At 46.3% G+C, this 14,875-nt stretch carries 11 protein-coding genes and 3 tRNA genes; 1 reads left to right on the top strand and 13 read right to left on the bottom strand.

The genetic code is table 11. From position 1 onward, the window contains the following. Positions 1-6: 6 nt before the first annotated feature. The 13 genes from RH88_RS05310 to pncC form a co-directional block, all read right to left on the bottom strand. Entirely contained in the window at positions 7-468 is a 462-nt protein-coding gene (locus RH88_RS05310) for a YqaA family protein (RefSeq protein WP_005593995.1), read from the bottom strand. Further along, a complete protein-coding gene (locus RH88_RS05305; protein ID WP_005593993.1) occupies positions 462-1,412 on the bottom strand; it encodes an NADP-dependent oxidoreductase in 951 nt (316 codons plus the stop codon). Before RH88_RS05305 ends, RH88_RS05310 begins: the two co-directional genes overlap by 7 nt. 137 nt (positions 1,413-1,549) lie before the next feature. Then, positions 1,550-2,680, bottom strand: coding sequence for a sodium ion-translocating decarboxylase subunit beta (locus RH88_RS05300; protein ID WP_005593992.1), 1,131 nt, complete (start codon positions 2,678-2,680; stop codon positions 1,550-1,552). Between the two features lie 9 nt (positions 2,681-2,689). Beyond that, a complete protein-coding gene (oadA, locus tag RH88_RS05295) occupies positions 2,690-4,468 on the bottom strand; it encodes a sodium-extruding oxaloacetate decarboxylase subunit alpha (RefSeq protein WP_005593991.1) in 1,779 nt (592 codons plus the stop codon). A 31-nt stretch (positions 4,469-4,499) separates the two neighbouring features. Next, on the bottom strand, positions 4,500-4,754 hold the full coding sequence (locus RH88_RS05290; protein WP_005593990.1) for an oxaloacetate decarboxylase subunit gamma: 255 nt from the start codon (positions 4,752-4,754) through the stop codon (positions 4,500-4,502). 437 nt (positions 4,755-5,191) lie between these two features. Next, positions 5,192-5,268, bottom strand: a tRNA-Arg gene (locus tag RH88_RS05285). Between the two features lie 70 nt (positions 5,269-5,338). Then, positions 5,339-5,415 (bottom strand) — tRNA-Arg (locus tag RH88_RS05280). A gap of 69 nt (positions 5,416-5,484) precedes the next feature. Next, positions 5,485-5,577 (bottom strand) — tRNA-Ser (locus RH88_RS05275). Between the two features lie 183 nt (positions 5,578-5,760). Beyond that, complete coding sequence (csrA, locus tag RH88_RS05270; protein ID WP_005593989.1) at positions 5,761-5,958, bottom strand: carbon storage regulator CsrA; 198 nt, start codon at positions 5,956-5,958, stop codon at positions 5,761-5,763. A gap of 76 nt (positions 5,959-6,034) precedes the next feature. Next, the gene (locus tag RH88_RS05265) at positions 6,035-7,225 is read right to left on the bottom strand and encodes an aspartate kinase (protein ID WP_005593988.1); all 1,191 of its coding nucleotides are present in this window, start codon (positions 7,223-7,225) and stop codon (positions 6,035-6,037) included. A gap of 151 nt (positions 7,226-7,376) precedes the next feature. Beyond that, positions 7,377-9,959 (bottom strand): alanine--tRNA ligase, encoded by a 2,583-nt coding sequence (gene alaS, locus RH88_RS05260; RefSeq protein ID WP_005593987.1) that lies wholly within the window; start codon positions 9,957-9,959, stop codon positions 7,377-7,379. Positions 9,960-10,319: 360 nt separating this feature from the next. Beyond that, positions 10,320-11,360 carry a recombinase RecA gene (gene recA, locus RH88_RS05255; protein WP_005593985.1) on the bottom strand — a complete coding sequence of 347 codons (1,041 nt, stop codon included), beginning with the start codon at positions 11,358-11,360 and terminating at the stop codon, positions 10,320-10,322. Positions 11,361-11,574: 214 nt separating this feature from the next. Then, the gene (gene pncC, locus RH88_RS05250) at positions 11,575-12,063 is read right to left on the bottom strand and encodes a nicotinamide-nucleotide amidase (RefSeq protein WP_005593984.1); all 489 of its coding nucleotides are present in this window, start codon (positions 12,061-12,063) and stop codon (positions 11,575-11,577) included. A gap of 84 nt (positions 12,064-12,147) precedes the next feature. On the opposite strand from pncC, the gene mutS reads away from it, so the two are divergent. Continuing rightward, entirely contained in the window at positions 12,148-14,715 is a 2,568-nt protein-coding gene (mutS, locus tag RH88_RS05245; RefSeq protein WP_005593983.1) for a DNA mismatch repair protein MutS, read from the top strand. Positions 14,716-14,875: the final 160 nt, after the last annotated feature.

The raw sequence follows: 14,875 nt of genomic DNA, 5'->3' as shown, positions 1-14,875 counted from the left end.
ATTTCCTTAGAAAAAACCGTAATAAAGCGCGGTAAGAAGTGTGTAACGGAATGCTTTGCCAATCAAAATAAGCCAAAACGATGGCCAAAATCGCATCCGTAACCACCCTGCCGCTAAACATAAAGGATCACCAATGATCGGTAACCAACTAAACAGCAATGACCAGTAGCCGTATTTCTGCAGCCAATGCATGGCTTTATGACCATGCTTTTCATTCTGAGTTCTATTAGGCAGCCACAGCCCTAACCAATAATTGGTTAAACCACCTAAAGTGTTGCCGATAGTCGCAACAGCAATAATCATAACGGCAGAATATTGGTTGAGGCTTAGCGTCGCAATCAACCCAGCCTCAGATCCACCGGGTAATAAGGTTGCACTAAGAAAACCACTAAAAAAGAGTACCCATAGGGCTGAATCTGAAAACCATAAAGCGAAAGATTGAAACGCGGTATTGAACGTTTCTAGCATTGCATATCCAACAAAATTTTTCCTCGTGTGTGCCCAGTTTCCATTTGTTTATGGGCCTCCACTACCTGATCCATTGGGTAGATATGATAAATTTCTGTTTTCAACAAACCGATACTCACCATATAAAGCATGGTATCTAATTGCTGAGGGTTGGGATCGACTAACATTCCCGTCGCATCGAAGCCGAGCAAGTGCGCTTTTTCACAGATCAATTCTGCACTTAAAGTGGGTAGTGTTACCACTTTTGCCCCATCTTTAAGGCACTTCAATGCATCTAACGCCGCCTCACCACCGACAAGATCAATCAACACATCGGCTTCTTCAACGCGTTCAGAGGCCGGCGAAAAACGATAATTAACTGCATGAGCCCCTAATGTGGCTAAATAGTCTAAATTGGCTTCACTGCAAGTGGTAAACACTTCCGCTTTGGCTGCGACCGCTAACTGCACGGCAATATGCCCTACGCCGCCTGCACCAGCAAGGATCAATACTCGCTCTCCTTCTTGTACAGAGGCTTTGTCCAGAGCCTGTACCGCGGTTTGCCCTGCCAGAGGTAGTGCTGCCGCCGCTTCAAGCGTTACTGATTCTGGTACTGCACTTAGAGCACTTTCCGCTACGGTAACATATTGGCTGTAGCCACCACCTTGCAGTGGAAAACCAATAAAGCCCGCCACTTTATCCCCCACTTCTAACTGCTGTACATCCGAACCACATTGATACACTTCACCAGAAATATCGTAACCGAGTACCCAAGGTAGATTATCTTTATTCTGTGCGGCAGCCCATCCTAGGCCCGCACGCGTTTTTACATCAATCGGATTGACCGCTGCAAAGGCGACTTTAACCACCACTTCGCCTGCTTTTGCACTCGGTATTGCAGCTTGTCGGATACTGAGCACTTCTGGCTCGCCAAACTGTGGGATGACAACCTGTTTGTTTTCCATATCAACCAGTCCTTATTGATGTAAAAAGGGATGCCGAAGCATCCCTTGAATATATAACATTTGCTTTGCTTTAGTTAACCACTTGATCGCAATTTAACCAAGTTATTACCTAAATGATCAGCAACTTAGCGAGTAAGTTAACCAACTAGCGCCAACAAAATACCCGCCGCTACCGCCGAGCCAAGTACGCCAGCAACGTTTGGTCCCATCGCGTGCATCAGCAGGAAGTTTTGTGGGTTTGCTTCTAGGCCAACTTTATTGACCACACGCGCCGCCATTGGTACCGCAGAAACCCCCGCAGCACCAATCAATGGGTTGATGTCTTCTTTGGAGAACTTATTCAATAGTTTCGCCATTAAGACACCACCGGCCGTACCGATACTAAATGCCACTGCACCTAAGCCTAAGATACCCAGCGTTTCTAAGTTCAAAAACTCTTCCGCTTGCAGCTTTGAGCCAACACCGAGACCAAGGAAAATGGTCACAATATTGATTAACTCGTTTTGTGCAGTCTTAGACAAACGATCGACCACACCAGCTTCACGCATCAAGTTACCAAGACAGAACATACCTACAAGTGGTGTCGCTGACGGTAGGAACAAAATCGTCATCATCAACACGGCAAGAGGAAACAGGATCTTTTCTGTTTTCCCTACGTGACGCAGTTGAGCCATTTTGATTTTGCGCTCTTCAGGAGTCGTCAATGCCTTCATGATCGGCGGTTGAATGATCGGCACTAGAGCCATATAGCTATAGGCTGCTACAGCAATTGCACCAAGCAGATCCGGCGATAACTTACTGGCGAGGAAGATTGCCGTTGGGCCATCTGCACCACCAATAATGGCAATCGATGCTGCATCTGGCATGGTGAATTCCATCCCAGGAATATAGTTAAGTAGAATCGCACCGAATAAGGTAGCAAAAATACCAAACTGAGCAGCAGCCCCTAGCCATAAGGTTTTGGGGTTAGCAATCAGCGCACCAAAGTCCGTCATTGCCCCTACACCCATAAAGATCAGCAGCGGGAATATGCCCGTATCGATACCCAAATAGTAGATGTAGTAGAGCATGCCGCCTGGCTCAGTAAAGCCAGCATTAGGGATATTTGCCAAAATGGCACCGAAACCAATCGGCAACAAGAGTAAGGGTTCAAACCCCTTACGAATGGCTAAATACAGCAGAGTACAACCAACTGCGATCATGCACAGTTGGCCAAACTCAAAGTTAGCAATGCCGGTTTCTGCCCAGAGAGTCAATAATCCTTCCATGGTACTCCCTTACGCTAAGCTTAGTAGCGGCGAGCCGACAACAACTGAATCACCTTCTTTAACATGAAGATCTTGTACGATGCCGCCACGTGCTGCGCGGACTTCCGTTTCCATCTTCATTGCTTCAAGAATCAGTAATACATCGCCTTCAGCCACTTCTGAACCACTTTGTACATTCACTTTAAAGATATTACCGGCTAATGGTGCTGGTACCGCTTCTGCATCCCCAGCGGGTGCGGCTGCAGGCGCAGCTTTCGCTGATGCTGTACTTGGCGCGACCGACTGTAACTGACCTTGCGGGCCAACTTCAACATCGTACACTTGGCCATCAACTTTAACGCTGTAAGTTTCAATTCCACCTTGAACGGGTGCTGCAACAGAAGCGACAGGAGCTGGCTCATTACCTGGTGCAGGCTCGAAAGCTTCAGGGTTATGGCGATTTTTAAGGAATTTGAGGCCCACTTGTGGGAACAAAGCGTAAGTCAGTACATCGTCGACGGTATCTTCTGCTAGAGAAATACCCTCTTCCTTCGCTTTAACTAATAAATCATCCGTCAGCGTATGTAATTCCGCTTTTAGCAAATCAGCAGGGCGACAAGTAACAGGCTCTGCACCATCCAAAACTTTCGCTTGTAGTTCAGCGCTCACTTCCGCTGGCGCTGCGCCGTATTCTCCTTTTAAGACGCCCGCCGTTTCTTTGGTGATGCTCTTATAGCGCTCGCCGGTTAATACGTTGATCACTGCTTGAGTACCAACAATTTGCGATGTTGGCGTTACCAATGGGATATAACCAAGATCTTGACGGACGCGAGGGATCTCTTCGAGTACCTCATCCATACGATCGGCTGCGCCCTGCTCTTTTAGCTGAGCTTCCATATTGGTCAACATACCGCCAGGTACTTGAGCAATCAGAATACGCGAATCAACACCCTTCATTTTGCCTTCAAATTTCGCGTATTTTTTACGTACTTCACGGAAATAAGCGGCGATAGGCTCAAGCTGCTCTAAATCTAAGTTCGTGTCGCGCTCTGTGCCTTGCAGCATTGCAACCACGGTTTCTGTTGGAGTATGTCCATAAGTACAGCTCATTGAAGAGATCGCGGTATCGAGAATATCAATGCCCGCTTCCACAGCTTTAACAGCAGTTGCAGTAGAAAGACCCGTGGTAGCATGACAGTGGAGTGCTAATGGCACATCACAAGAAGCTTTAATACGTGTAATCAACTCTTCCGCTTCATAAGGACGCAGTAGACCAGACATATCTTTAATGCATAGTGAGTGACAACCAAGATCTTCTAAGCGCTTAGCAAGGTCAACCCAAGTCTCAATCGTGTGAACAGGGCTCGTCGTGTAAGAGAGCGTGCCTTGAGCATGCGCACCAACGTCTACCGTCGCTTTGACTGCTTTCTGGAAGTTACGTACATCATTCATCGCATCAAAGATACGGAAGACATCCATGCCGTTGGCATGTGCGCGTTCAACAAACTTTTCAACCACGTCATCAGCATAGTGGCGATAACCTAAAAGGTTTTGGCCACGCAGTAACATTTGCATCGGGGTGTTTGGCATCGCTTTTTTCAGTTCGCGCAAACGCTCCCATGGATCTTCACCCAAGAAACGGATACACGCATCAAACGTAGCTCCACCCCAAGTTTCCAAAGACCAGTAACCAATTTTATCCAGCTCAGCGGCAATCGGTAACATATCTTCAATGCGCATACGCGTTGCAAATAACGATTGATGGGCGTCACGAAGTACCACATCGGTTAAAGCTAGTGGTTTAGACATGCTCATTAACTCCTTTTAAATCCTTTTTATGCTATTTCGCGGTCGAGGTACGGTACTGGTGTACCGCAGCGGAAATTGCCGCTACTACCTGTGGGCTTACAGCTGAAGATGATTGAACTTTTTTATTTTGTTTGGGGGTAGAGATCGGCTCAGGCACCTCTTCCGGTACTAATCTAGACATTAACCGAACGAGATATACGAGAATTGTGAGGAAAATAAATACCACCGACATTCCCGTTAGCATGAGAGTGGCAGCATCTAATAGTTGGCTTCCAATAGTGTCCATTTAGCGTCCTTTCTTTGTCATCCTGACAATAGCCTAAACAGTGTCTTGGGCGGTATCGAACCTTACTGCTTATGCAACTAAGCACCTATTGCGTGCTATCAATTGTCGAAAGATACATTCATTGATCCCGACAAGAGGTCTAGGATTATCTCGATTGGTTAAAGTTTGTCAATTTTGTTTAAAGCAGTCTTAACGATAAAGCACATTTCTAGGGAAATATTCGTCACACAAGTCACATAAAGCTGAAATATATCCGTCAAAAAGAATAAATAACTACTTATTATCTAACGTTATTCCAATTAGCGAATACTTGCTGCGATAGGCTTAAAAATTCTGAAATAAATACTTTCAAAACAATAAGTTGTATAGGAAGAGTGAACGAAATGATAAAATTTTGTTAATAAAAAAGCCTCGCATTTCTGCGAGGCTTTAGAAGGTGGTGCGCCCTGGAGGATTCGAACCTCCGACCGCCTGGTTCGTAGCCAGGTACTCTATCCAGCTGAGCTAAGAGCGCACGGGTTTCGTTATCAATAGTTCGTTAGAACTCGCTATCAACAACAGGGTTAATGATAACCCTTAAAAAGTGGTGCGCCCTGGAGGATTCGAACCTCCGACCGCCTGGTTCGTAGCCAGGTACTCTATCCAGCTGAGCTAAGAGCGCACATTTTTTTACTCTTTTTCCAATGGAAAAATTTCAACGCTAATTTGGTTCCGAAGAACCGTGCAAGAATGGCGGTGAAGGAGGGATTCGAACCCTCGATACGGTATTAAGCCGTATACTCCCTTAGCAGGGGAGCGCCTTCAGCCTCTCGGCCACCTCACCGTCTTGCGGAGGCACATATTACGATTTACCAAAAATATGTCAAACATTTTCTTGGTAAAAATAGCAAAAAGTCATTCAACCGTTGGCTATTTAATCAAAGCGGTGTTTATTCGAGCTTGCACGAACAAATAACTGCTTTTATTCACAAAAAAAGCTGACGCAATGCCAGCTTTTTTAAAGTAATTAGAAGTTGCCTGAAGTTGGGGCACTATTACCTTTTTCTGCCTGAATACGCATGTAGATCTCTTCACGGTGAACAGACACTTCTTTCGGAGCATTAACACCGATACGTACTTGGTTACCTTTAACACCTAGTACAGTTACGGTGACTTCATCACCAATCATTAGAGTTTCACCAACACGGCGAGTTAAAATTAGCATTCTGTGCTCCTTGAGTAATCTCTTAAAAATCTTGCTACGAAGCTATTATCCAACAAAAGTTATATTTTCGTAAACTTTATTCGTTTAACGAGGCATGTTTTTGTAGGCAAACGAGTGCTTCACTGGAAGCAATATGAGCATGGTGCAATATGTTGGCTGCTTTGTCGATACTCTCAGGCGATATAGCCAAAGTAATCGACAGCCCATCTGATGCAACATGGATCGTTTTGATACTTTGTGCAGCGAGCAACTGGCAAGAACGCTCGGCTGATCGTTCAGCTTGCAATCCAACCATAGTTAACAAACCGATAGGTTCACTATTACTAATTTTTTGCTGGAACGCTAGCTCAAGCTTAGTGTAATCATCCTGTTTTATCACTATGGCTGACCATTCTGGATGTTCGATCACATTACCGATCGTAATCCCTAACAATTGACACTGTTTTTGCACATTTAAAATACGTTCACTCTCTATGTGAATCAGACACATATCACGTAAAATAGCTAAGCCACTCATCGGGCGATGACAATTCTCACCTTTCACCAGCGTGCCACTATTGAGATCAAAGCTCGATAACACTCGCAAAGGCACTTGATGTTGCCATGCATATTGTACGGAAGGTAGGTGTAGCACCTTCGCCCCATGACGTGCCATGCACTCCATAGAAGGAAAATCAATTATCGGCATTCGCTGCGCTTGTGGGACCACTCTTGGGTCGCAACTATAGACACCATCCACGTCGGTAAAAATCTGGCACTCTTGTGCATTAAGCGCCCCCGCGAGCGTGACAGCGGTGGTATCTGAGCCGCCACGGCCCAACGTGGTAATATCGCCCTGCTTTGTGACACCTTGAAACCCTGCGACAATTACAATTTGCTCTTGTGCTAACAGTTCCAAAATCGGCCCAGCATCAATATGGCTAATCGTGGCATCATTATGGCGATTATCCGTCGTGATCTTGGCTTGTACGCCCGTCAACGAAGCAGCAGCATGCCCAAGTTTATTAAGCGTCATAGCTAACAGTGCCATCGACATCTGCTCACCAGCAGCCAATAGAACGTCTAACTCTCTCGCCGCAGGCACAACATCCACCTGCTTAGCTAAGCTCATTAGTCGGTTGGTTTCTCCAGACATCGCCGAGACAACCACAACGACCTGATAGCCTTGTTTTTTACTATTGATTATGTGTTCTGCAACTGCGTGAATTCTTTCGATTGAACCGACAGAGGTTCCACCAAACTTTTGCACAATCAGGGGCTTTTTCACCAGCCTTCACCTTCCTAAGAACCGAGTTCACTGTGCCATTTGTCCGAGATAACAAACGGCGATTCAATCGGTGAGAATTAAATTCTAATCTCTACTCACTACAAAAAAAACGCTCAACCAATTGGTTGAGCGTTGATTTCAATTTTATGGTTTATAGTCGCTCTGCAATCCAAGCATCGACTGTCGCTAGTGCCGCTGGTAGAGCCGCAGCATCAGTACCACCCGCTTGCGCCATATCAGGACGACCGCCGCCTTTACCGCCAACTTGCTGTGCAACCATGTTAACTAATTCGCCCGCTTTTACTTTACCGACTAAATCTTTGGTTACACCGGCAATCAAGCCAACTTTATCATCAGCAACGTTACCCAACATAATGATGCCACTGCCCATTTGGTTTTTCAGTTCATCAACCATGCCACGCAGTGCTTTGTTGTCAGCACCATCTAGCTGAGCAATCAATACTTTCACACCAGCGATGTCTTTCACTTGGTCAGTTAAGCTTGCGCTTGCTTGAGAAGCCAACTTGTCTTTCAACTGTTGAATTTCTTTCTCTAGCGATTTCGCTTTGTTTGCTGCTTCTGCCAGTTTTTCTTCGTATTTAGCCGTTTGCGCTTCGATCACATCCAGAGCCGCTTCACCAGTGACCGCTTCAATACGGCGGATACCTGCTGCAATACCACCTTCAGAGGTGATCTTGAATAGGCCGATGTCACCTGTGTTAGCCGCGTGGATACCACCACAAAGCTCAGTTGAAAACTCACCCATTGAAAGTACACGAACTTCGTCATCGTACTTCTCACCAAACAATGCCATTGCGCCTTTTTGTTTCGCAGACTCAATATCCATTACATTGGTTTCAATGTCGTGGTTGCGACGTACTTGCGCATTCACGATACGCTCAACTTCTTTAAGCTCTGCCGCGGTTACACCTTCAAGGTGTGAAAAGTCAAAACGTAGGTTGTCTGCTTTTACTAGTGAGCCTTTCTGCGTTACGTGCTCACCCAACACTTTGCGTAGCGCTGCGTGTAATAGGTGCGTAGCAGAGTGGTTTAATGTAATCGCTGTACGACGAACCGCATCAACCATCGCATGCGCTTTATCGCCTTTAGCGAACACGCCTTCTGCCAATACGCCGTGGTGAGCGATCGCATTGCCTAGCTTTTGCGTATCTTCAACAGTGAACAAACCTGATTCAGTTTTCAGTACACCTGCATCACCTGATTGACCGCCTGATTCTGCGTAGAATGGCGTCTCTTCAAGAATGATGATCGCTTTGTCACCTGCCGACAGTGAATCCACTTCATTGCCTTCAACAAACAATGCCGCGATGACACTTTCACCTTCAGTGCCAGTGTAACCAGAGAATTCTGTTTCAACGTCAGTCTTAATTGCCGCGTTGTAGTCAGTACCGAATTGGCCTGCTTCACGAGCACGTTGACGCTGCTCTTCCATCGCTTTTTCAAAACCTTCTTCGTCAATCGCGAATTCACGTTCACGTGCAACGTCGTTAGTCAGGTCAGCTGGGAAGCCATAAGTATCGTAAAGTTTAAATACGGTTTCACCGTCTAGTACGCTACCGTCAAGGTTATCTAACGCTTCGTTTAGAATTGCCATGCCACGTTCAAGAGTGCGTCCGAAGTTCTCTTCTTCGATACGCAGTACTTTCTCAACCAACGCTTGTTGACGTTTCAGTTCTTCACCAGCCGTACCCATAATCTCAGCAAGTACACCAACCAGTTTGTGGAAGAACACACCTTGTGCGCCAATCTTGTTACCGTGACGAACGGCACGACGAATAATACGACGCAGTACGTAGCCACGACCTTCATTTGAAGGCATTACGCCATCAACGATCAGGAATGAACATGAACGGATGTGGTCAGCAATAACACGTAGCGATTGGTTAGAAAGGTCTTCACAACCAATCAGTTCAGCCGTTGCTTTAATCAATGCTTGGAATACGTCGATTTCGTAGTTTGAATGAACGCCCTGCATGATTGCAGAAATACGCTCAATACCCATACCGGTATCAACCGATGGTTTTGGTAGCGGTTCCATTGTGCCGTCAGCTTGACGGTTGAACTGCATGAATACGTTATTCCAGATCTCGATGAAGCGGTCGCCATCTTCTTCAGGCGTACCTGGACGGCCACCCCAAATGTGATCACCGTGATCGTAGAAGATTTCAGTACATGGGCCACAAGGACCAGTATCACCCATTTGCCAGAAGTTATCTGACTCAAATGGCTTACCACCTTTCTTGTCGCCGATACGAATAATACGATCGGCAGGAATACCAACTTTCTGGTTCCAGATGTCAAAGGCTTCATCATCGGTTTCGTAAATAGTCACCAATAGACGATCTTTTGGTAGCTGAAGGGTTTCAGTCAGGAATTCCCAAGCAAACGCAATCGCGTCTTCTTTGAAGTAATCACCAAAACTAAAGTTACCTAGCATTTCAAAGAAAGTGTGGTGGCGAGCAGTAAAACCAACGTTTTCTAGATCGTTGTGTTTACCACCAGCACGTACACAGCGTTGAGCCGTAGTCGCTCGAGTGTAGGCGCGTTTTTCTAAACCTAAGAAACAATCTTTAAATTGGTTCATACCTGCGTTAGTGAAAAGCAGGGTTGGGTCGTTATGCGGTACTAACGATGAACTTTCTACGATTTGGTGTCCTTTGCTCTCAAAGAACTTAAGGAACGCGTTACGAACCTCATCTGTGCTCATGTACATGCAGCTCTTCCTGAAAATAGTCGAGATAGAATTTTGCTGTATTGTACACATAAGCAAGCACTAGATGCTAGTTTCGCCATTGCTCTATTTGTGGGGTTTTTGTGGCGTTTTTCTGACCTGACGGGGAAAAGTGCGTCAATTGCTACTAAAACAATCTATTAGGTTCAATACTCTCGCTTGCTGAACTCAGTGCGGATTTCATCTTAAAAAGATTGTCATAAAACGCACACCGATTTTTCGGTGTAAACCGAGAATATGATTTGTCTACCAGTGACAAAAAGCCCCACTCAATGAGCAGGGCTTTGATGACTCTAAAGTGAGTGTCTAAACTGTGTTTTCTCAACGATTATTGTTAAGGGTTTAGAACTCTTCTTCTTGTGGCATTTCGCCAACTTCTGGCTCTTCTGGTTGAGCTGGGGTCAATAGCATTTCACGTAGTTTGCTATCGATGGTTTGCGCCGCTTCAGTATTCTCTTTTAGGTACTTACACGCGTTCGCTTTACCTTGGCCGATTTTGTCACCATTGTAGCTGTACCATGCACCCGCTTTTTCAATCAGCTTGTGTTTTACACCTAGGTCAACCAACTCACCTTCACGGTTAAAGCCTTGGCCGTAAAGAATCTGTGTTTCAGCTTGTTTAAATGGTGCTGCGATCTTGTTCTTAACCACTTTAATGCGTGTTTCGTTACCCACCACTTCGTCACCATCTTTGATCGAACCCGTACGACGGATATCAAGACGAACAGAAGCGTAGAATTTCAGCGCGTTACCACCGGTTGTGGTTTCTGGGTTACCAAACATCACACCAATCTTCATACGGATTTGGTTGATGAAGATACACATACAGTTTGACTGCTTAAGGTTACCGGTTAGCTTACGCATCGCTTGAGAAAGCATACGAGCTTGCAGACCCATGTGGCTGTCGCCCATCTCACCTTCGATTTCTGCTTTTGGTGTTAGAGCTGCTACTGAATCGACAACCAAAACATCAATCGCACCTGAACGTGCAAGTGCATCACAGATTTCTAGCGCTTGCTCACCCGTATCAGGCTGAGAAACTAACAGAGCATCGATATCAACACCTAGCTTCTTCGCATAGATAGGATCAAGTGCGTGCTCAGCATCAATAAACGCACAGGTTTTACCTACACGTTGCGCAGCCGCAATCAGTTCTAGTGTTAACGTCGTCTTACCTGAAGATTCTGGACCGTAAACTTCAACGATACGACCCATTGGTAAGCCACCAGCACCCAATGCGATATCTAGAGAAAGTGAACCAGTAGAGATGGTTTCAACATCCATTGTACGGTTATCACCAAGGCGCATGATTGAGCCTTTACCAAATTGCTTTTCAATCTGACCTAGCGCAGCGGCGAGCGCCTTCTGTTTGTTCTCGTCCATCACTTTCTCCAAACTACCCATCATCACCGATGAATAAAAATTTTTGTTGAGTCCTGTCCAGTGACACTGAACAGTCAATGAGTGTCATTATACTGTTGATTCATACAGTGTCTATAGCTGTGTGACTTTTTTTTGATTTCGCTCGATAGAGTACTGATCTAACAACAATTTTAAACTCGTAGTCGCGAAATCATGATCTTCGACTCAACTTTTATCAATGTTCTGCCAAATAGTCACACAGTGTTTTTAACGCGTATTCAACTGCTTGTGAGCGCACGGTATGGCGATCCCCACCAAAACACACCGTTTCGACCACTTGCCAACCCTTGGTATCAGCCCAAGCAAAACAGACCGTCCCCACAGGCTTCTCTTCACTGCCACCACCAGGCCCTGCAATTCCGCTGATCGATACCGCGATGGTGGCATTTGAATACTTAAGTGCGCCAGCCACCATTTCTAACACTACCGATTCGCTAACCGCGCCGTATTGTTGCAACGTTTCGGCGTGCACTGCCAACATTTCCATCTTAGCTTCATTGCTATAAGTGATAAATGCTCGATCAAACCATGCTGAGCTACCCGCAATGTCGGTTACTGCAGTGGCAACACCACCGCCTGTACACGATTCTGCAGTAGCAAGCACTTGGTGATGTTTCGCCAGTAATCTACCCAGCTCGGTACTCAATATTTGATGTGATTCCATATTCAAAATCCTGATTGTGACTTTTCGCTTGAGATCGATTGACGTATCCTAAGCCGCAATTGTCATAAACGAAAGAAGTTAGCCGTGAAAGCCGAACAAAAACACACCCCAATGATGCAGCAATATCTTAAGTTGAAAGCCGAAAATCCTGAGATCATGTTGTTCTATCGTATGGGTGACTTTTATGAGCTTTTTTATGATGACGCCAAGCGCGCTTCGCAATTACTGGATATCTCGCTGACTAAACGCGGCGCTTCTGCAGGTGAACCCATTCCAATGGCTGGCGTGCCTTACCATGCCGTAGAAGGCTACCTTGCTAAGCTGGTTCAACTGGGTGAATCCGTTGCTATCTGTGAGCAAATTGGCGATCCAGCCACCAGCAAAGGGCCTGTTGAACGCAAAGTGGTACGTATCGTTACACCAGGCACCGTGACTGATGAAGCACTATTGTCTGAGCGCGTCGACAACTTGATTGCCGCTATCTATCAACACAATGATAAGTTTGGCTATGCGACACTCGATATTACGTCTGGCCGTTTCCAGCTAACCGAGCCAGAAACTGAAGAAGCAATGGCAGCCGAACTTCAGCGTACCTCCCCTCGCGAACTGCTGTTCCCGGAAGATTTTGACGCGGTGCACTTGATGGCTTCGCGCACGGGTAATCGACGTCGCCCTGTATGGGAATTTGAGATCGATACGGCGAAGCAGCAGTTAAACCAACAGTTTGGTACGCGCGATTTGGTTGGCTTTGGTGTGGAGAATGCCACATTAGGCTTATGTGCCGCAGGCTGTTTGATCCAATACGTTAAAGATACCCAACGTACGGCGCTGCCACATATTCGTTCACTGACTTTCGACCGACAAGATCACTCCGTGATTCTGGATGCCGCGACTCGCCGCAACCTAGAGATCACTCATAACCTTGCTGGCGGCTTAACTAACACTCTCGCTGAAGTGCTGGATAAAACGGCGACGCCTATGGGTAGCCGAATGCTCAAACGTTGGCTACACCAGCCAATGCGCTGCGCCGATACGCTCAATCAACGCCTTGATGCGATCAGTGAAATTAAAGATTTGAGCCTGTTTGGCGATCTACTGCCTGTGCTTAAACAGATTGGCGATATTGAACGTATTCTCGCACGACTCGCTCTACGCTCTGCACGCCCACGCGACCTTGCCCGTCTGCGTCACGCAATGCAGCAACTTCCAGAATTGGCTACCGTCATTAACGACCTTAACCACCCTTACCTCGCTAAATTGGCTCAATACGCCGCACCGATTGATGACGTTTGTGATTTACTCGAGCGCGCGGTTAAAGAAAATCCACCCGTCGTGATCCGAGAAGGCGGCGTGATTGCCTCCGGCTATAGCGCTGAGCTTGATGAGTGGCGTGATTTAGCTGATGGCGCGACCGAGTACCTCGATAAACTCGAGCGCGAAGAGCGTGAGCGACATGGCATTGAGACACTCAAAGTTGGCTACAACGCGGTACACGGCTTCTTTATTCAAGTCAGCCGAGGACAAAGCCACCTAGTGCCGGCACACTATGTACGTCGCCAAACGCTGAAAAATGCCGAGCGCTATATCATTCCTGAATTAAAAGAGCATGAAGACAAAGTACTGAGTTCAAAATCAAAAGCCCTATCGATTGAGAAAAAACTTTGGGAAGAGCTGTTTGATCTCTTAATGCCGCATTTAGAGCCGCTACAAAACTTGGCCTCGGCAGTCTCTCAACTTGATGTACTGCAAAACTTAGCCGAGCGTGCTGATAGCTTAGATTACTGTCGACCAACGTTAACCACACAACCGGGGATCAATATTCTCGGCGGTCGCCATCCTGTGGTTGAGCAAGTGATGGACGAGCCGTTTATCGCTAACCCTGTTGCGCTAAATGCTTCGCGCAAAATGCTGATCGTCACCGGCCCGAACATGGGGGGTAAATCAACTTACATGCGCCAAACTGCTTTGATTGCATTGATGGCACATATCGGTTCTTACGTACCGGCCGAAAGTGCTCAGATTGGTTTGATTGATCGTATTTTCACTCGTATTGGCGCATCAGATGATCTTGCTTCCGGCCGTTCAACCTTTATGGTGGAGATGACTGAAACCGCTAACATCCTGCACAACGCGACTGAACGCAGTTTAGTGTTAATGGATGAGATTGGCCGCGGTACCAGTACCTACGATGGCCTATCACTTGCGTGGGCGAGTGCAGAATTTCTTGCCAAGCAAATTGGTGCGTTAACCTTATTTGCCACGCACTACTTTGAACTCACTGAGTTGCCGAACCAGATCCCTCATCTTGCCAATGTCCATTTAGATGCGGTTGAGCATGGCGACAGTATTGCCTTCATGCACGCAGTTCAAGAAGGTGCGGCGAGTAAATCGTATGGTCTCGCCGTGGCAGGGCTTGCCGGTGTACCTAAAGCGGTGATCAAACAAGCACGTACCAAATTGACCCAATTGGAACAATTAAGTGTAGCAAGTAACACTTCAATGCCTGTTAGTAGTGCGGTTGATATTGCCAACCAACTCAGCCTAATTCCTGAACCGAGCGAAGTAGAAGAGGCGCTGGCCAATATCGATCCTGATGATCTAACACCACGCCAAGCATTAGAGGCACTCTATCGTTTAAAGAAAATGCTATAGCATCGTTTTCATGATTCAGTGCTAAGTAATCAATAACCACAATGCCGCGAGTAACATCGCGGCATTTTTATTTCTTCCTACCCCATTTGTAACCTTGGCAAAGTCATTAGTGATAGCGATGGGTTTCAAAACAGAACGAAAACACCTTGTAACAACCAGT

Source organism: Vibrio scophthalmi LMG 19158 (assembly GCF_000222585.1).
GTDB classification, from domain to species: domain Bacteria; phylum Pseudomonadota; class Gammaproteobacteria; order Enterobacterales; family Vibrionaceae; genus Vibrio; species Vibrio scophthalmi.
This window is presented reverse-complemented; position numbering and strand designations above follow the sequence as displayed.

Excerpts from the sequence above, each read along its gene's own strand:
- RH88_RS05310 (WP_005593995.1), bottom strand. The coding sequence starts at position 468 with ATGCTAGAAACGTTCAATACCGCGTTTCAATCTTTCGCTTTATGGTTT.
- RH88_RS05305 (WP_005593993.1), bottom strand. The coding sequence starts at position 1,412 with ATGGAAAACAAACAGGTTGTCATCCCACAGTTTGGCGAGCCAGAAGTG.
- RH88_RS05300 (WP_005593992.1), bottom strand. The coding sequence starts at position 2,680 with ATGGAAGGATTATTGACTCTCTGGGCAGAAACCGGCATTGCTAACTTT.
- oadA (WP_005593991.1), bottom strand. The coding sequence starts at position 4,468 with ATGTCTAAACCACTAGCTTTAACCGATGTGGTACTTCGTGACGCCCAT.
- RH88_RS05290 (WP_005593990.1), bottom strand. The coding sequence starts at position 4,754 with ATGGACACTATTGGAAGCCAACTATTAGATGCTGCCACTCTCATGCTA.
- csrA (WP_005593989.1), bottom strand. The coding sequence starts at position 5,958 with ATGCTAATTTTAACTCGCCGTGTTGGTGAAACTCTAATGATTGGTGAT.
- alaS (WP_005593987.1), bottom strand. The coding sequence starts at position 9,959 with ATGTACATGAGCACAGATGAGGTTCGTAACGCGTTCCTTAAGTTCTTT.
- recA (WP_005593985.1), bottom strand. The coding sequence starts at position 11,360 with ATGGACGAGAACAAACAGAAGGCGCTCGCCGCTGCGCTAGGTCAGATT.
- pncC (WP_005593984.1), bottom strand. The coding sequence starts at position 12,063 with ATGGAATCACATCAAATATTGAGTACCGAGCTGGGTAGATTACTGGCG.